The sequence below is a fragment of the Pseudarthrobacter sp. YAF2 genome (assembly GCF_052113345.1).
Lineage (GTDB): Bacteria > Actinomycetota > Actinomycetes > Actinomycetales > Micrococcaceae > Arthrobacter.
Window position 1 is genome coordinate 20,029 of sequence record NZ_JBFRDA010000017.1, and the last position, 16,645, is coordinate 36,673.

The window sequence follows — 16,645 nt, forward strand, 5'->3', positions numbered from 1 at the left end:
AACGCCCGGTAGAATGGGCCACGGACCGGCCCGGCGCAGTTGCCGCCGGCAGCTGCCGAGGTGACATAGGCAGCCCCACCCCAGCCCGGTTTTGCCGGGCCACTGCCCGCACCCGAAGGAACATCCCCCATGTCATCGCCCTCCCTGACGCTTCCGTCCCAGGAACGCCCGGCAGCCCGCCGCCGCCGGCTGCTGGAGATCCTCGGCGCCGTGGCCATCGCCGCAACCTACGCCTACCTGGTCCTGAACCAGCCCGCCGACATCACCGGGGGCCCGGGCAGTGCCTCGGCCCTGATCGCGCTCTCCGGCTTCCTGGCAGGAGCGGTCCTGTTGATCGTCGCCGTCCTGCCCACGCTTCCGGCGTCCACGCTGGTGCTGATCCCGGTGGCACTGGTCCTGAACATCGTGCTGGGCCAGTTCGTCGGCAGCACCCTGGTGCCGTTCTACCTCGACGCCATCGGTACCGTGCTGATCGCCGTCCTGGCCGGACCCGCCGCGGGCGCTGCCACCGGCGCACTCAGCAGCATCGTCTGGTCCTTCTTCAACCCCACGGTGCTGCCTTTCGCGGCTGGCGCCGCCCTCATCGGCTGCCTGGCCGGCCTCGCCGCCCGCTACGGCCTCTTCCGCCGCTTCTACCTCGCCCCGGTGGCCGGGTTCGTCACCGGCATCATCGCCGGCGTGGTGTCTGCCCCGGTGGCCGCGTTCGTCTTCGGCGGAACCTCGGGCGTGGCCACCGGTGCGATCGTCAGCGCCTTCCGTGCCATGGGCGATACCCTCCTGGCGGCCATCACCAAGCAGGCACTGATCTCCGACCCCATGGACAAGGCCATCGTATTCACCATCGTGGCTATCCTCGTCTACGCCCTGCCGCGCAGGGGCCGGCAGCAGTTTCCCTTCCTGCGCCGTCATCGGGTCCTGGCAGGCAAGGCGCCCGCCGTGGCCGCTGAATCACCGGCGCAGGGCGCCAACAGGGACAACTGACCCCAACGCTGTGACCGCATCCCCCGACAGCAGTGCCGCAGGGCCGGGCAGGCCGCTGCGCCTGAATCCGCTGACCTTGCTTGCTGCTGCCGGGAGTACGGCGGTGATCACGACGGCGGCCGGCAGCTGGCCGCTCTCGCTCGCCGTCGTTGCCGCTTCCCTGGGCCTGTCGGCAGCGGGCGGCACCGCCCGGCGCGTGCTGGCTGCCGCCGCCGCAATCCTGGTCCCGCTCGGCCTGTCATTACTGATGCTGCACGGGTTGTTCTTCCCCGAGGGATCGACCGTCCTGGCCGAATGGGGGCCCGCCCGGGTCACGGCAGAAGGCCTGGGGTTCGCCGGGCGGCGAATCCTGCAGCTGGGCGCCGTGGTCTTGGCCTTGCTGGTTTTCTCCTTCAGCGTCAGCCTCCCGGACCTCGTGGCGGCATTGTCCGCCCGCGGCGTGCAGGGCCGGTTCGCCTTCGTCCTGGCCTCCACCCTCACCCTCCTGCCCGCCATCAGCGCCCGGGCACGGCGGATCCGCCAAGCCCAGGAGTCACGGGGACTGGTGGTCACGCGCGGCCTGATGTCCAGGCTGGCAGCGTTCCGGCTCCAGGCGGTTCCCCTGGTCCTGTCCCTGGTGGAGGATGCCGGCACCCGGTCCGCGGCCCTGGAAGCACGGGGACTCAGCAACACCGGACCCCGGACCAGCTACCGGGAAGTGCCCGACTCCCGGCTGCAGCGCACAGCACGCGCCGTCCTGGTGCTGTTGGCCGCCGCTGCAGTGGCGCTGCGGCTGGTACAGGCAGGTGCCGGTGCCTGAGCGCCTGATGGATGCCGATACCGCCATTCGCGGCAACCGCCCGGTCCTGGCCGCCGGCATCCGGTCCTATACGTTCCACGACGACGAAAGAGCTGCCCTGCGCGACGTCGCGGTTTCCTTCGCGGCAGGCTCCTTCACGGCGATCCTGGGTGCGTCCGGCAGCGGCAAGTCCACCCTGGGCCGCCTGCTGGCGGCGTGGTTGCCGCCGGGCAGCCACGGAGTGCTGGCCGGCTTCCTGGAGCTGTCCGGCTCCCGGCTTGATTTCGACGGCGGTCCGGAAGATCCCCGGATCGATCCCGCCCAGTGGGGCCGGCATGTGGGCTTCGTGCCCCAGGATCCTGCCACGGTCCTGTCGACCGTCCGCTCCACCGTGGCCGAGGAACTCGCGTTCGGCCTGGAGAACTCCGGGATGGATCGTGCCGCCATGAGGGCCGCAGTGGAGCGCACCGCCGCTCTTCTGGGCCTGCAGGATCAGCTGGGGCAGGACCCTGCCCGGCTCTCGGGCGGCCAGCTCCGCCGGCTGGCGATCGGCTGCGCCATCATCACAGGGCCGCCGGTGCTGGTCATGGATGAGCCTTTCGCTTCCCTTGACGCGGCCGGCGTCGACGGGCTCGCGGCCGTGGTGCGGGACCTCCTGGCGCGCGGGACCGCCGTCGTCATCCTAAGCCAGGCCATCGATCCACTGCTCCTGGAGGCCGGCACGTGGGTGGTGCTGTCCGGGGGGACCGTCACCGGCAGCGGACCGCCCGACGTCATGAGGGCAGGTTCGGGGGTGTTGCCGCCAGCCATCCGGCGCCCCGCCGCCCCGGCCGCCGCGGTTGCCGGGCCCCGGCCCGTGGTGCCACAGACGGGTACCCCGGCATTGCAGCTGCGGGATGTTGCCTTCGCGTACCCGGCCGTACCGGGAGCCGGCAGGAGGCGGCGGAAGGCCGCTCAAGCGGGGGAGCCCGGCGGCCCTGCGGTGGTGCTGCGGGATGTCCACCTGGCCGCCCACCCCGGGGAAATCGTCGCCATCACCGGGCCCAACGGGGCAGGCAAGTCCACGCTCCTGCGGCATTTCAACGGGCTGCTCCGCCCCGCCGCGGGGGCTGTGTATGTCCGGGGCACCGACATCTCGGGCGTACCCGTCGGGCGGACGGCGGCTTCGGTGGGCCTGTTGTTCCAGCAGCCCCGCGACCAACTCTTCGAACGGTCCGCCCTGCGGGAGGTCAGCTTTGGCCTTGCCCGGCTGGTCGGCCCCGCCCTGGCTGCCCAACGTGCCGCGGCGGCGCTGGAGGCAGTCGGACTGGCGGACGCCGCCCACGAACACCCCGCCGAGCTGCCCGCGTCAGCCCAGCGGCTCCTGGCACTGGCCACGGTCCTGGCGCGGAAGCCGGCCGTCCTGGCGCTGGACGAACCCACCGTGGCGCTGGACGGCGACGGACTGGCCCTGCTGGACGCAGCCGTCCGCCTGGCAGCCGCGGAAGGCGCCGCCGTCGTGCTGGTCACCCATGACCTGGGCTACGCACGCTCGGCGGCGCACCGCATCGTGGCGCTCGACGCCGGCCGGCTCGTCCCTGCCTGACCAGCCCGCCCAGGAGTGCCCAGGCGGGACGTGGTGGCCAGGCGGGACGGAGTGCCTAGGCGGGACGGGACGCCACGCCGGGGGCCAGGAAACGCCGGCCGTTCACCCGTTCGGACGCTCCCACCCGGTCCAGGTAGGGAGTGATTCCGCCCAGGAACAGGGGCCAGCCCGCGCCAAGGATCATGCAGAGGTCCACGTCTTCCGGGCCTGCCACAACGCCCTCGTCCAGCATCAGGCCAATCTCCTCGGCCAGGGCGTCCTGGACGCGGCGCAGCACCTGGTCGCCCATGGAGGGGCTGGAGCCAAAGGACATCAGGCTGGTGGTGGCCTGCGGGATGGTCCGCGATCCATCAGAGGCGGTTTCCCAGAGCGCCTTCACGTTGTTGTCGATGAGCTTTGCCAGGTTGGCGGACACCGGGAAGCGGTCGCCGAACGCTGCGTGCAGCGACTCCTGGACGTGCTGCGCCACCGGCAGGCCCACCATGGCGAGGAGCGTGAAAGGCGTCATGGGAAGCCCCATTGGCCGCAACGCATTGTCAGCCACGTCCGCCGGGGTTCCCTCATCGAATACCGCGGTGACCTCTCCCATGAGCCGCAGGAGGATGCGGTTGACCACGAAGGCGGCCGCATCTTTGACCAGCACGGCGCTCTTCTTCAATGCCTTCGCCAGTTCGAACGCGGTGGCCAGCACGGCGTCGTCAGTCCGGGGGGCGCGGACAACCTCCAGCAGCGGCATGACGGCCACGGGGTTGAAGAAGTGGAACCCGACGAGGCGCTCCGGGTGCTCCAGGTCCTCGGCCATCGCCGTCACGGAGAGCGAGGAGGTATTGGTTGCCAGGATGCACTCCGGCGAGACGATCGCCTCCACCTCCTTGAACACCTGCTTCTTGACGCTGAGTTCTTCGAAGACCGCCTCGATCACGAAGTCAGCATCCGCGAACGCTTCCTTGGACACTGAACCCGTCACCAGCGCTTTGGTGCGGTTGGCGGCGTCCTGGCTGAGGCGTTTCTTGCCCAGCAGTTTGTCCACCTCGGCGTGGACGTAGGCCACGCCCTTATCCACCCGGGCCTGGTCGATGTCCGTCAGTACGACGGGCAGCTTGAGCTGGCGCGCGAAGAGGAGTGCCAACTGGCCGGCCATGAGTCCGGCGCCCACCACGCCCACCTTGGTGACGGGTCGGGCAAGCTTGCGGTCGGGAGCCCCGGCGGGCCGCTTGGCGCGCTTCTGCACCAGGTCCAGGAAGGCGTACACGGTACTGCGGAACTCGTCCGTCTGCATCAGCTCGGCCAGGGTTTCGCACTCAAGGGCGGCGGACTCCGCCGCTGTCATGGTGCGGTTGGCTTCCAGGAGGTCAAGGACCTTGCCCGGGGCCGGGGACGCGTTGGATGTCTTGGCCTCCACGAACTTCCGGCCGGCGGCCACCGCAGCCTGCCAGCGGGCTTCCACGCCAGGGGCGGAAGGGTCGACGGCGTTGGCCCTTTCCGGGACGACCTCGCCGGAGATGACTCCCGCGGCCCAGGCCAGCGACTGTTCCAGGAAATCGGCTGGTTCGTAGACGGCGTCGGCGATGCCCAGCGCGAACGCCTGCTGCCCGGAGAGGGTGCGGTTGTTGCTGAGCGGGTTTTCGATCATGACCTTGACGGCGTTTTCCGGGCCCGCCAGGCGGGGCAGGATGTAGACGCCGCCCCAGCCGGGCACCAGGCCCAGGAAAGCTTCCGGCAGTGCCAGCGCGCCTGCTCCGGTGGACACGGTGCGGTAGGTGGACTGCAAGGCGATTTCGAGGCCGCCGCCCAGCGCTGCACCGTTGATGAAGGCAAAGCTGGGGACGCCAAGGTTGGCCAGGGTCGCGTAAACGTCATGGCCCAGCTGTGCCATCCAGAGGCCGTGCTCGCGCTTTTCCAGCGACTTCACCGCGGAGAGGTCCGCGCCGGCCACCAGGTAGTGCGGCTTTCCGGTCACGCCGACGCCCACGATTTCGCCCCGGGCGGCGCGTTCGCGCAGGCCCTCCAGTACCGTGCCGAGTTCCACGAGCGTGTTGGGGCCCAGGGTGGTGGGCTTGGTGTGGTCGAGGTCGTTGTCGAGGGTGATGAGGGCGAACGTACCCGGCCCCGGCTTGCCTGCCGGGCCCGGAAGGTCGATGTCCTGTACGTAGGAATGGGTCACGGTTTCGTTGGGGAAAAGGTCCGCCAACTTGCGGTAGTCTGCGGCGCTCATGCGGTGGCTCCTTCGGAAACGGTGGTGGCGGTGGTGTCCCCGGATGGGGTTCCGCTGTAGTCGGGGTGGTGCGGGTTCTCCCAGATCACTGTGCCACCCATTCCCAGGCCCACGCACATGGTGGTGATGCCGTAGCGCACGGACGGGTCTTCCTCGAACTGGCGGGCCAGCTGGATCATGAGCCGGACGCCTGAGGATGCGAGCGGGTGGCCCACGGCGATCGCCCCGCCATAGCGGTTGACCCGGGGGTCGTCGTCGGCAATGCCGTAATGGTCCAGGAAGCTCAGCACCTGCACGGCAAAAGCCTCGTTGATCTCGAACAGGCCAATGTCATCGATGGTCAGCCCGGCGTTCTTGAGCGCCTTTTCGGTGGCCGGTACCGGGCCGATGCCCATGACCTCGGGTTCCACGCCGGCGTAGGCGTAGCTGACCAGCCGCATCTTCACGGGCAGCCCGAGTGCGGCGGCGGCTTCGGAGGACGCCAGGACAGCGGCCGTGGCGCCGTCGTTCAGCCCGGCGGCGTTCCCGGCGGTGACCCTGCCATGCGCGCGGAAGGGTGTACGGAGGCCTTCGAGGTCCGTCATCGTGGTGCCGGGGCGGGGTGGTTCATCCTTGCTGTGGACGGTCCAGCCTTCGCCCGGCTTCCTTGCAGCCACCGGAACCAGATCCGGCTGGATCCTGCCCTCCCGGTACGCGGCAGAAAGTTTGTCCTGGGAGGCCACCGCGTAGGCGTCGGTCCGCTCCTTGGTGATGGCCGGGAAGCGGTCGTGCAGGTTTTCAGCCGTGTTGCCCATGTTCAGGGCTGCCGGATCCACCAGGCGTTCGGACATGAACCGCGGGTTGGGGTCGGCGCCGGAGCCCATGGGGTGGTGGCCCATGTGCTCGACTCCGCCGGCGATCACCACGTCGTAGGCGCCGAAACCGATGCTGCCGGCCGTGGTGGTGACGGCGGTCATGGCACCGGCGCACATCCGGTCGACGGCAAAGCCCGGGACCGTCCGCGGAAGTCCTGCCAGCAGGGCGGCGGTCCGGCCGAGGGTGAGCCCCTGGTCCCCGGTCTGGGTGGTGGCGGCGACGGCCACCTCGTCGATCCGCTCCGCCGGCAGTGACGGGTTGCGGCGCAGCAGGCCGCGGATGCATTTGACGATCAGGTCGTCGGCCCGGGTCCCGGCGTAGATTCCTTTCTCGCCGGCCCTGCCGAAGGGTGTGCGGATGCCGTCCACAAAGACGACGTCGCGGACAGTGCGCGGGGATGCGCCGCTTCCGTGCTGGCTCACGTGTAACTCCTCATCGAGACGTAGCGCCGGATGCATGCCGGAGGACGGCAGCAGCATGGCGTCGGTTCCACCGATGTTACTCGTGAGTAACTTAGCCCGCAAGGGCCTGAGGCATTGGTTACTGGCCGCCCGCGGCGGCGAGGGGCTTGGGCTCCCTGGGCGGCAGCGGCTGCGGGTTCAGGAAAGCCTCCGCGATCAGCGGCGCCGTGAGCCCCACCTGCCACTCGCGGGCACCGAGCGCCCGCAATTCGCCGGAAATGGATTCTTCGGTGACCTCGGCCGGCGGGCGCCAGGCCACGCGCCGCAGGTAGTCGGGCGTCAGGAGGTTCTCCAGGGGCAACTTCAGCTCCTCGGCCTTCTTCTGGAGCAGCGGCCGGGCGGTGGCAAGCCGGGCGGCGGCCTCCGGATCCCGGTCTGCCCAGACCCGCGGCGGCGGCGGCGCATTGGTGGCCAGGTGCAGGGGCGGAAGGTCCTCAAGGTCCCGCGCGGCCGCGATGCACCGAAGCCAGCGCGGGGCCTCGCGCTGCGCCGCACGGCCGTGGAAGCCCTTGGTGCCCAGCAGCTGGGGCACGGTGGCGGGCATGGCCTTCGCGGCCGCCACCAGGGCGGAGTCCGGAATGAGCCGGCCGGGCGCGACGTCGCGCTTCTGCGCCAGCGAGTCGCGTTCGAGCCACAGCTCCCGGACGGCGGCGAGCTGCCGGCGGTCCCGGATTTGGTGCAGGCCGGAGGTCTTCCGCCACGGATCCACCCGCGGGGGAGCGACGCCGGCCTCAAGGATGGCGGCGAATTCCTGCTCCGCGTACTCCAGCTTGCCGTCAGCCTGCAGCAGCTCGATGAGTTCCTCGCGCAGCTCCGTCAGGACCTCGACGTCGAGGGCGGCATAACGCAGCCAGGGTTCCGGGAGCGGCCGGGTGGACCAGTCGGCCGCCGAGTGCTCCTTGGCCAGCCCGAATCCCAGCAACTGCTCGATGACCGCGGCCAGGCCCACCCGGGGCAGTCCGGCCAGGCGCGCGGCGAGCTCGGTATCGAACAGCTTGTCCGGCCACATGCCGAGCTCGGAGAGGCAGGGCAGGTCCTGGCTGGCGGCATGCAGGATCCACTCGACGCCGCGCAGGGCGTCGTTGATGATGTCCAGGTTCCCGAACGGTTCGGGATCGATCAGCCAGGTCCCGGCGCCTTCGCGGCGGATCTGGACCAGGAAGGCCCGCTGCCCGTAACGGAATCCGGAGGCGCGCTCGGCGTCCACACCCGCGGGCCCGGTGCCGGCAGCGATGGCGGCGGCGCAGCGCTCCAGGCCGGACTGGGTTTCGATGACCAGCGGAACACCGTCACGGGGCGAGTCAAGGTCGATGATTTCGGGGATGGGGCTGTCAAAGCCCTCCACGGTGATGTGCGGTGTGTCAGCAGCAGCCGGGACGCCGGCCGTGGTGTTTTCCGGAATGTTTGGGGTCATGATTTCCCCAGTTTACCGGGCAGGTCCGTCAAAGCCCGGTCAGCTTCGGCGCCGGTGCGGGAGGGCGGTGACGCCGTCGGGGAGGGGCGGCAGGCCGGCGAAGGTGCACACCATGTCCGACCACGCCTCCAGGTGCGCCTGGACATCGGAGGAATCCGGAGTCCAGGAGGCCCTGAGTTCGATGTCGATGGAGCCGGGGCGGCCGGCCAGGGTGCCGAAGCTTTCGGACAGGACGCGGGTGGCGGTGCCGCCGGCCGCCCGGTAGGCCGCCTTGTGGTTTTCCAGCGCTTCCACCAGCCAGGTCCAGGCCACGGTTCCCAGCATCTGGTCGTTGCCCATGTCCGGTTCCAGTTCGGCGCGGATGTAGGTGACGATGCGGAACTCGCCGTCCCAGACGGCCGAACCGTCCGGGTCGTGGAGCAGGATGAAGCGCCCCGTGGCGAGCTCCGTTTCGTCCTCGTCCCCGGTGGCCGGGGCGGCGGCGAAGGCCATGGCCGCGGGGCCGTGCACGGGAGTTGCGGGGGTCCCGGCGCCGGGCGCCATGACTTCGGCGCCCAGCGCGACGGCGAAGGGTGCCAGGCGTGCGGGTGCAGGGATCTCTGCGAGACGCAGTTCCTTGCGGCACTGTGCCTTCCTGAGGGTTCCCAAGGCGTGGAGGAAAGCCGGGGGAACCTGGTCAAGTGCGTTCACCTTGGCAGATTACGGGGCCGGACGCGGCAGGACGGGAAGGCTCGCCGTCACGGGCCGGTCACCCGTCCCGGCCGTCCCGGTATTCCCGGAGTTCATGGCGGATCGCGGCGGCGAAGGCATCGACGTCTTCTTCGGTGGTGTCGAAGGAGCACATCCACCGGACTTCGCCTGCGGCCTCATCCCAGTCGTAGAAACGGAAGGAGCTGCGCAGTCGGTCAGCGACCCCGGGGGGAAGGACGGCGAATACGCCGTTGGATTCCGTCTTCCGGGTGGGCCGGACACCGTCGATGGTGTCGACGGCGGCGCGGAGCCTGGTTGCCATGGCGTTGGCGTGCGAGGCCGAACGCAGCCACAGGTCACCTTCGAGCAAGGCGATGAACTGGGCGGACAGGAAGCGCATCTTCGAGGCAAGCTGCATGTCCATCTTGCGCAGGTACACCAGGCCGTGTGCTGCCTCGGGGTTCAGCGCCACCACGACTTCGCCGTAGAGCAGCCCGTTCTTGGTGCCGCCGAAGGAGAGGATGTCAACGCCAGCGTCCCGGGTGAAGGCCCGCAGCGGCAGGCCGAGGTGGGCGGCCGCGTTGGCCAGCCGGGCCCCGTCCATGTGCAGTTTCATCCCCTTCGCGTGCGCGTGGTCGGCAATGGCCCGCACTTCCCCGGGGGTGTAGCAGGTGCCCAGTTCCGTGGTCTGGGTGATGGAGACCGCCAACGGCTGGGCTCGGTGCTCGTCACCCCAGCCCCAGGCTTCCCGGTCGATCAGTTCCGGCGTCAGCTTGCCGTCGGGAGTGGGGACGTGGAGCAGTTTCATGCCGCCGATGCGTTCCGGTGCGCCGTTCTCGTCCATGTTGATGTGCGCGGTGGAGGCGCAGACCACGGCGCCCCAACGGGGGAGCAGGGACTGCAGCGAGACGACATTGGCGCCGGTGCCGTTGAAGACCGGAAAGCATTCGATGCCCGGGCCGAAGTGTTCAACCATCAGCTCGTGCAGCCGCGCGGTGTAGTCGTCCTCGCCGTAGGAGACCTGGTGCCCCTCGTTGGCGGCGGCCAGGGCTGCAAGGATCTCGGGGTGGACCCCGGAGTAGTTGTCGGAGGCAAACCCGCGCACACCGGGGTCGTGCAGCCGCTGCGGGGCGCGTGTTTCTGCTGTTGTCGTCATTGGATTGCTCACGCTTTCAGTGTAGGGACAGTCGCGGCGGCGGTCAGTCCGCCAGCCGGAGCCGGGCACCGTTCAGTTCGGCGGCGGGAGTGGTGAACAACCGTACGACGGCGGCCGCCAGGTCAGCCACGTCCGTCGCCCCGGGGAAGGACCGTTCCGGATGCTTGTGGCGCAGTCCGTCGTCCACCAGGGCTTTCACCACCAGGACCACCGCGGCCGCCTGCCCGCCGCCTTCCGTCGAGGCCCTTCGGAAGCCGTCCGCCGTGGCCATGGTCCAGGCTTCCGCGGCAGCCTTCGCGGCCACATAGCTGGCCACTGCCGCGGCGGGCTTGTCGAGGGCAGTGGAGGACACCATCGCGAACCTTCCGTGCGGGGAGGCAGCGATGTCGTCGAAAAAGACGCGCGAGACGTTGCGCAGGGTGGTGATGGCGCCGCGCTCCAGGAACTCCCAGTCGTCGTCGGATTGGTCTGCGATGCCTGTGGCGCCACGCCAGCCACCCACCAGGTGGATGACCGCGTCCACCGCTCCCAAGGCCTGGCCGACGTCGTCGCGCATTTGCCGGACCTCGGCCACTGCGGCGAGGTCGCATACGAACGGTATGACGGCGTCGCCCGCCTCTTCCGCGGCCGCCTTGATGCGGGCCGCATCGGAGCCCACCGTGGCCACGCGGTGCCCGGCGGCAGCCAGGGCCCGGGCAACGGCGATTCCGGACGCACCGCTGCCGCCGGTAACCAGGATGGTCAGTGACGGTACGTCCGACCCCGGGGGCTGGCTCACAGCGCCGACCGGCCGGTGATTCCGGCGGTCGACTCGATGACCGGGCGCATCTTCTTCTCCAATGCTTCGTAGAACATGGACAGCGGAAATTCGTCGTCCAGCACCTGGTCCGTCAGCCCGCGCGGGGTTCCCGCCAGCGGGAGGGCGTCCGGCCCTTTGGCCCACACAGAGGCCGGGTTGGGGGTGACGGTCGCCGACACCAGCTGATAAGCGGCCAGCCAGTGCGCGGTCTTGGGCCGGTCGATCGAGCGCCAGTAGAGTTCATCGATGCTCTCGCCCAGGGCGATGACGGCGTCCGCCACCTCATCCCAGTCGATGGCCAGGCGGGTGTCCGTCCAGTGCAGCACGTGCTGCTGGTGCAGCCAGGCGAAGAGGAGCTGGCCGCCCAGGCCGTCGTAGTTGCGGACCCGGCTGCCGGTGATGGCGAAGCGGAAGATCCGGTCGAAGATGATGGCGTACTGCACCAGCTTGGCGTGCCTCTTCGCCTGCGGGTCGGCGTCGTCATCCTTTTCGATCCGCACCGACTCGCGGAAGGCGGTGAGGTCGCAACGGAGTTCTTCCAGGGAGTACAGGAAGTAGGGCATCCGCTGCTTGATCATGAAGGGGTCGAAAGGCAGGTCGCCGCGCATGTGCGTCCGGTCGTGGATGAGGTCCCACATGACGAACGTGGCTTCGGTCAGGTCCTGGTCCGCGAGCAGTTCCGCGGCGCCCTCCGGCAGCTCCAGGGACGTGATCTCCGCGGCGGCCTTGAGGACGCGGCGGAACCTCGCGGCTTCCCGGTCCGCGAAGATGGCACCCCAGGTGAAGGTGGGGGTTCGGCTGACCGCCACGGTTTCGGGGAAGAGCACGGCGGAGTTGGTGTCGTAGCCGGGGGTGAAGTCCAGGAAACGGATGGGGACGAACAGCTTGTTCGAGTAATCCCCGGCCTCCAGCCCGGCAATGAATTCGGGCCAGATGACCTCGATGAGCACAGCCTCCACCAGCCGGTTGCTGCTGCCGTTTTGGGTGTACATCGGGAAGACCACCAGGTGCTGGAGGCCGTCCTGGCGCTGCTGCTGGGGTTGGAACGCCAGAAGCGAGGACAGGAAGTCAGGCACTGCGAACCCGCCGGTTGCCCACGCGGAGAAGTCCCGGCGGAGGGCGTCCAAGTAGGCCGCGTCGTGGGGGAACGCGGGGGCCAGGGCCTGGATGGCGTCGATGATGGCGGATACATGCCGGGACGCCTCGGGGTGGTTCCCGGCCTCGGGAACCGAGCCGTCCTGGGCCTGGAGGGCCTGCAGGGCGGTTGCGGCGCCCTTGAGCCGGAGCCAGTCTTCGTTCCGGGCGGAAATTCCCGTAACGGCGGTGGTCAGGGCCTCTGTCATCGTCGGCTGCCTTTCTGGTTGCTTGCTTCTCTGGCGAGCGTAACAAGCAATCAGAATGACTTATGCCCGGCGGCGCTAAGCGTAAGCAAGTGTTGGCCTCGAGGCGTTGTTCGCGTCCCGAGGCCACCATGTAGCTGGTCGATCGGCTGCGGCGTCCTCAGGCGCCGGCGCCTCAGTTCCCTGAGGGCGCCTCTTCCGCGTCGTCCTTCGTCACGAGCCGCAGGGACACGGAGTTGATGCAGTACCGCTGATCGGTGGGAGTGCCGTAGCCCTCGCCCTCGAACACGTGGCCCAGGTGCGAATCGCACGCGGCGCAGCGCACTTCCACGCGGTCCATGCCCAAGGTCCGGTCGTGGATGTAGCGCACGGTCCCATCGGCAAGGGGTGCCCAGAAGGAGGGCCAGCCACAGTGGGAATCGAACTTCTCATTGCTGGTGAACAGTTCCGTCCCGCAGGCGCGGCACTGGTAGACCCCGGCCGTGTGCGTGTCCCAGTACTCGCCGGTGTAAGGGCGTTCCGTGCCGGCCTGGCGAAGGACCCGGTACTCCTCCGGCGTCAGTTCTTCCCGCCACTGGGCATCGCTTTTCTGCACGGGGGATTCCGTTGCAGTGCCTTTCTTGGTCTCCGCTTGCCCGTTGACGTCCACCATGCCCGTTGCCTTATGACCGAAAATGCTGTTTCCAAAGATGCTCATGGCAATACCAACGCTCAGGAGTCGCCGATAAATCCCGAACCTGCGTACAGGTGGAGCACGGGCACGCCGAGCTGGTCCTGGGCTTTGTTGGCCCAATCCGTGTGGAACGTATCCGCAACGGCGTGCGGCCGCGTGATCACTACGGCCTGCGTGGCACCGGTTTCCTTAACCTTTGAGACGAGGCTGTCCACCGCTTTACCGGCCACTACCTGGCCGGTAACCCCGGAGCCGAGGCCCGCCAGCGCCACGAGGGAGGCCGCGAGTGTCTCATCCGCCTGCGCCCGCTCGGTGGCGTCATCGGGAGTGCCGCCCGCAAGCTCCCTGAACGCCTTGGCCACGTCCAGCATGGACAGGTTTTCCAGGAAATCCACCAGCAGGTGCCGCTCGGTATTGGCCGGCACCAGGACCATCAGGCTGCTGTCCGACCCGTCCACGAGCCGTTCTATGTTCAGGCGGTCGTCCGCGCCCAGGGGTTCTTCTGTCAGGATGACGATTGGATCACTCATGGCCATAGCCTAGTCCGGCCCGCGCACGCCTGCACTGCACCCCGCGCACACCGGCGGATTGCCACAGGGCGTGCCGCGGACGCCGGGGAATGCGGGTATCTGCGGCAACGCCGGTAAGAATAGAGCCATGGCACCTTTCCGGCGAGCGCGCCCTGCAGTGACTGCACCCACCCGGGATTCCGGCGGGATGTCGCCGGGGGCGAAATGGGCAGTGGGCGGGGCCATTGCCGGCGGCTCACTGGCCGGCCTGCTGGGAGCCGGCTCCTCCGCCCTGGCCGTGTACTTTGCACGCAGGGTGATCACCCCCGCGCGGCAGCGCGCGGCGGACAAGGAAGTCCTCGCCGTGATCCGTGACGGCCACAAGCAGCAGGTGATCCTGGCAGCCAACGACGACACCACCGTTGACGGGGTGTACGGCTTCTTCTTCGACGGCGGCAAGGGCCACGCCCGGATCGGCCGCATCGTGTCCTACTCGCCCGCTGAACGGACCGTCCTGCGCGAGGTGGAGGCTGTGTACAGCGGGGACCTGTCAACGGCCCGCTGGGGATGGTGGAGCGGCGCCACCTACCCGGACCCGGCCGCCGCTGGAATTCCGTTCGAGGACGTGCTCATCCCCGTGGAGCGCGGCGAAGCGCCCGCCTGGCTGGTGCGGGCGAAAGGGACCGCGCGGACGTGGGCCATCATGGTCCACGGCCGCGGCGCAACCCGGCAGGAAGCCCTGCGCGCGGTGGGTCCGGCGCTGGAACTGGGCCTGACCAGCCTGCTGGTGTCCTACCGGAACGATGGCCTTGCCCCGTCGGCCGATGACGGGCGCTACGGCCTGGGCTCAACGGAGTGGCAGGACATCGAAGCCGCCATCGAGTACGCCCTGGCCAACGGAGCCGAGGAAGTGGTCCTGTTCGGCTGGTCCATGGGCGGGGCGATCTGCCTCCAGACTGCCGACCTGTCCCGCTGCCGGCACCTGATCCGGGCCATGGTGCTCGATGCGCCGGTCATCGACTGGGTGACGGTGCTGGCCCACCACGCCCAGCTGAACCGGATCCCGTCGCTGGTGGGCCGGTACGGGCAGCTGATGCTGGGCCATCCGCTGGGACGCCGGCTCACCGGCCTCTCGGCTCCCGTTGACCTGAAAGTCATGGACTGGGTGTCCCGGGCCGTCGAGCTGCGGACGCCCACGCTGGTCATCCACAGCGTCGACGACGAGTACGTGCCCTACGGACCGTCCGCCCAGCTGGCCGAGCGGAACCCCGAAATGGTGACGTTCGAGACGTTCAACCACGCGCGGCACACCAAGGAATGGAACGTTGATCCGGAGCGCTGGGAACGCCTGGTCAAAGCGTGGCTGCGGCAACAGCTCGCACCGCGGCTCAATCCGGGGTCGCTGGGCCGGGCCACCCCGGCCGGGGCCTGACATGGAAGTGCCTGGCGGCGTCGCTGCCTTGACTGCCCGCGGCCGGGACCTGGCCGCCGGACTTCAAGGGTTGGTGACCGGGGCCCCGGGCGGCCCACGGCACGCCACGTATGCGCCGTTCGACGGCTCAGTCGTGGGTGACGTCCCGGTGTGCAGCCCGCACGACGTCGACACCGCCGTCGTCACTGCCCGCGGGGCGCAGCGTGACTGGGCAGGCAAGCCGGTCGCCGAACGCCGTGCTGTGATCCGGCGGTTCCGGGACCTGCTGCTGGACCGGGAGCGGGACGTCCTGGACCTCGTACAGGCAGAGAGCGGGAAATCGCGGCTGAGCGCCTTCGAAGAGTTCGCGGACGTTGTGATGACGGCGGACTACTATGAACGCAACGCGGAAAGATACCTCCGGCCGCGCCGCCGGAAGGGAGCATTCCCGGCCCTGACCCGCACTACCGAGTACCTGCTGCCCAAGGGCGTGGTGGGAGTCATCAGTCCATGGAACTATCCGTTGACCCTCGCCGTCTCGGACGCCATCCCGGCACTGCTGGCCGGAAACAGCATCGTCCTCAAACCGGATTCGCAGACACCGTTCACCCCGACATGATCCGCTCCGGTTTTCACCTCTATTGTTAAGCGCATAGTCTGCGTCTAAAGGGGAGTGGTGGCAGTGGTCAAGGGTCCGACAGTTTATGACGTTGCGGAGCGGGCTGGGGTTTCGATAGCTACGGTTTCGTTTGCGTTCAGTCAGCCTCACCGTGTGAAGGACTCGACGCGGAACACTGTCTTGGATGCCGCTCGGGCCCTTGGGTATGTGCCCAGTGCCAGCGCACGCGGCCTTGCCAAGGGGCGTACAGGCGCCCTGGGGCTTTTCTCGTTCGACTTCCTGAATTTCCTGCCGGACTCCGAAGGGATGAAAGAGGACCGCGCTGCTGCTGTGTTGGCCCCCAACGATGATTGCCGGCTGTTTCCTGTATGGGTAGACGAGGTCCAGCGGGGTGTGGAGCTGGAGAGTTTCAGCCGCGGCTATGCGCTGATGATCGGCGGCGGCAACAAGGCCAGCAGCGAAAGGGCCGTCACTGACATTGCCGGCCGCGTGGACGGCCTGATCATTTTTCCGCGCACCATTCCGGCTGAGGTCACGCGGCGCATTTCCGCCCGGATCCCTGTTCTTGAACTCTCTGAACCCTCGCACGACGACGGGCTCCACCATGTGACTGTGGACAACGCGGACGGCATACAGCAGCTCATGGACCACCTGATCGGCGTTCACGGGTTCCGAAAACTGGTATTCGTCAGCATCCCGAACGTCGAGACCCAAGCCAGGTATGACGCCTTCGCCGCCGCCCTCTCCGCGCGCGGGTTGGATGTCCCTCCGGCAATAGAAAGCCGGCCCGGGGCGAGCGGCGTGACAGCCGACCTGATCGCGGAGCTCCGGGAGTACGGATCCCTCCCGGATTGTTTCGTCTGCGCGAATGATGAGGAAGCGATAGTGGTCATGGAGGCGCTCAAGGCCGCCGGCATCTCGATCCCGGGCCAGATAGCTGTCACCGGTTTCGACGGCGTGGTCGCCGGTCGACTGGTCAGCCCAGCACTGACCACTGTTCGCCAGCCGATGGAACTGATGGGCCGCACGGCTGTGGAAATCCTCGTCGACGCCATCTCTCAACCCGCCTCCCCTCTCGTCGAGAGGCAGTTACCGGTTCGGCTTGTAGTGCGCGAAAGCTGCGGTTGCGCGAAAAGTAATCTGAGAAGTTCGTAAAAAA

The 16,645-nt window shown here is 68.7% G+C and carries 15 protein-coding genes; 6 read left to right on the forward strand and 9 right to left on the reverse strand.

Annotated features, from left to right (window positions below; all coding sequences use genetic code 11):
• Nucleotides 1–129: 129 nt before the first annotated feature.
• From AB4Y79_RS17125 to AB4Y79_RS17135, 3 genes are read left to right on the forward strand one after another with little or no spacing between them, the layout of a single operon-like run.
• A complete protein-coding gene (locus AB4Y79_RS17125; protein WP_441864266.1) occupies nucleotides 130–981 on the forward strand; it encodes an ECF transporter S component in 852 nt (283 codons plus the stop codon).
• Nucleotides 982–991: 10 nt separating this feature from the next.
• Nucleotides 992–1,780 carry an energy-coupling factor transporter transmembrane component T gene (locus tag AB4Y79_RS17130; RefSeq protein ID WP_441864268.1) on the forward strand — a complete coding sequence of 263 codons (789 nt, stop codon included), beginning with the start codon at nucleotides 992–994 and terminating at the stop codon, nucleotides 1,778–1,780.
• 7 nt (nucleotides 1,781–1,787) lie between these two features.
• The gene (locus AB4Y79_RS17135; RefSeq protein ID WP_441864437.1) at nucleotides 1,788–3,344 is read left to right on the forward strand and encodes an ABC transporter ATP-binding protein; all 1,557 of its coding nucleotides are present in this window, start codon (nucleotides 1,788–1,790) and stop codon (nucleotides 3,342–3,344) included.
• A 55-nt stretch (nucleotides 3,345–3,399) separates the two neighbouring features.
• Here the strand turns inward: AB4Y79_RS17135 and AB4Y79_RS17140 are convergent, their stop codons facing one another.
• The 9 genes from AB4Y79_RS17140 to AB4Y79_RS17180 all read right to left on the reverse strand — a co-directional run bounded on the left by AB4Y79_RS17140 (nucleotide 3,400) and on the right by AB4Y79_RS17180 (nucleotide 13,477).
• Entirely contained in the window at nucleotides 3,400–5,559 is a 2,160-nt protein-coding gene (locus AB4Y79_RS17140; RefSeq protein ID WP_441864270.1) for a 3-hydroxyacyl-CoA dehydrogenase NAD-binding domain-containing protein, read from the reverse strand.
• Complete coding sequence (locus tag AB4Y79_RS17145; protein ID WP_441864273.1) at nucleotides 5,556–6,836, reverse strand: thiolase family protein; 1,281 nt, start codon at nucleotides 6,834–6,836, stop codon at nucleotides 5,556–5,558. The genes AB4Y79_RS17140 and AB4Y79_RS17145 overlap by 4 nt, the downstream gene beginning before the upstream one ends.
• A gap of 118 nt (nucleotides 6,837–6,954) precedes the next feature.
• Nucleotides 6,955–8,289: an HRDC domain-containing protein gene (locus tag AB4Y79_RS17150; RefSeq protein WP_441864275.1), complete on the reverse strand. Its 1,335-nt coding sequence runs from the start codon at nucleotides 8,287–8,289 to the stop codon at nucleotides 6,955–6,957.
• A gap of 39 nt (nucleotides 8,290–8,328) precedes the next feature.
• Nucleotides 8,329–8,979 carry a DUF3000 domain-containing protein gene (locus tag AB4Y79_RS17155; RefSeq protein ID WP_441864277.1) on the reverse strand — a complete coding sequence of 217 codons (651 nt, stop codon included), beginning with the start codon at nucleotides 8,977–8,979 and terminating at the stop codon, nucleotides 8,329–8,331.
• 58 nt (nucleotides 8,980–9,037) lie between these two features.
• Nucleotides 9,038–10,135 (reverse strand): threonine aldolase family protein, encoded by a 1,098-nt coding sequence (locus tag AB4Y79_RS17160; RefSeq protein WP_441864440.1) that lies wholly within the window; start codon nucleotides 10,133–10,135, stop codon nucleotides 9,038–9,040.
• A 43-nt stretch (nucleotides 10,136–10,178) separates the two neighbouring features.
• On the reverse strand, nucleotides 10,179–10,913 hold the full coding sequence (locus tag AB4Y79_RS17165; protein WP_441864279.1) for an SDR family NAD(P)-dependent oxidoreductase: 735 nt from the start codon (nucleotides 10,911–10,913) through the stop codon (nucleotides 10,179–10,181).
• Nucleotides 10,910–12,277 carry a DUF6421 family protein gene (locus AB4Y79_RS17170; protein ID WP_441864281.1) on the reverse strand — a complete coding sequence of 456 codons (1,368 nt, stop codon included), beginning with the start codon at nucleotides 12,275–12,277 and terminating at the stop codon, nucleotides 10,910–10,912. The genes AB4Y79_RS17165 and AB4Y79_RS17170 overlap by 4 nt, the downstream gene beginning before the upstream one ends.
• A gap of 172 nt (nucleotides 12,278–12,449) precedes the next feature.
• Nucleotides 12,450–12,926: a peptide-methionine (R)-S-oxide reductase MsrB gene (gene msrB / locus AB4Y79_RS17175; RefSeq protein ID WP_441864443.1), complete on the reverse strand. Its 477-nt coding sequence runs from the start codon at nucleotides 12,924–12,926 to the stop codon at nucleotides 12,450–12,452.
• A gap of 59 nt (nucleotides 12,927–12,985) precedes the next feature.
• Nucleotides 12,986–13,477, reverse strand: a complete 492-nt coding sequence (locus tag AB4Y79_RS17180; protein ID WP_441864283.1) for a hypothetical protein — start codon at nucleotides 13,475–13,477, stop codon at nucleotides 12,986–12,988.
• A gap of 127 nt (nucleotides 13,478–13,604) precedes the next feature.
• Between AB4Y79_RS17180 and AB4Y79_RS17185 the strand changes: the two genes are divergently transcribed.
• The 3 genes from AB4Y79_RS17185 to AB4Y79_RS17195 all read left to right on the forward strand — a co-directional run bounded on the left by AB4Y79_RS17185 (nucleotide 13,605) and on the right by AB4Y79_RS17195 (nucleotide 16,641).
• A complete protein-coding gene (locus AB4Y79_RS17185; RefSeq protein ID WP_441864285.1) occupies nucleotides 13,605–14,888 on the forward strand; it encodes an alpha/beta hydrolase family protein in 1,284 nt (427 codons plus the stop codon).
• Nucleotide 14,889: 1 nt separating this feature from the next.
• Nucleotides 14,890–15,486 carry an aldehyde dehydrogenase family protein gene (locus tag AB4Y79_RS17190; RefSeq protein WP_441864288.1) on the forward strand — a complete coding sequence of 199 codons (597 nt, stop codon included), beginning with the start codon at nucleotides 14,890–14,892 and terminating at the stop codon, nucleotides 15,484–15,486.
• 63 nt (nucleotides 15,487–15,549) lie between these two features.
• Nucleotides 15,550–16,641, forward strand: coding sequence for a LacI family DNA-binding transcriptional regulator (locus AB4Y79_RS17195; protein ID WP_441864446.1), 1,092 nt, complete (start codon nucleotides 15,550–15,552; stop codon nucleotides 16,639–16,641).
• Nucleotides 16,642–16,645 lie beyond the last annotated feature (4 nt).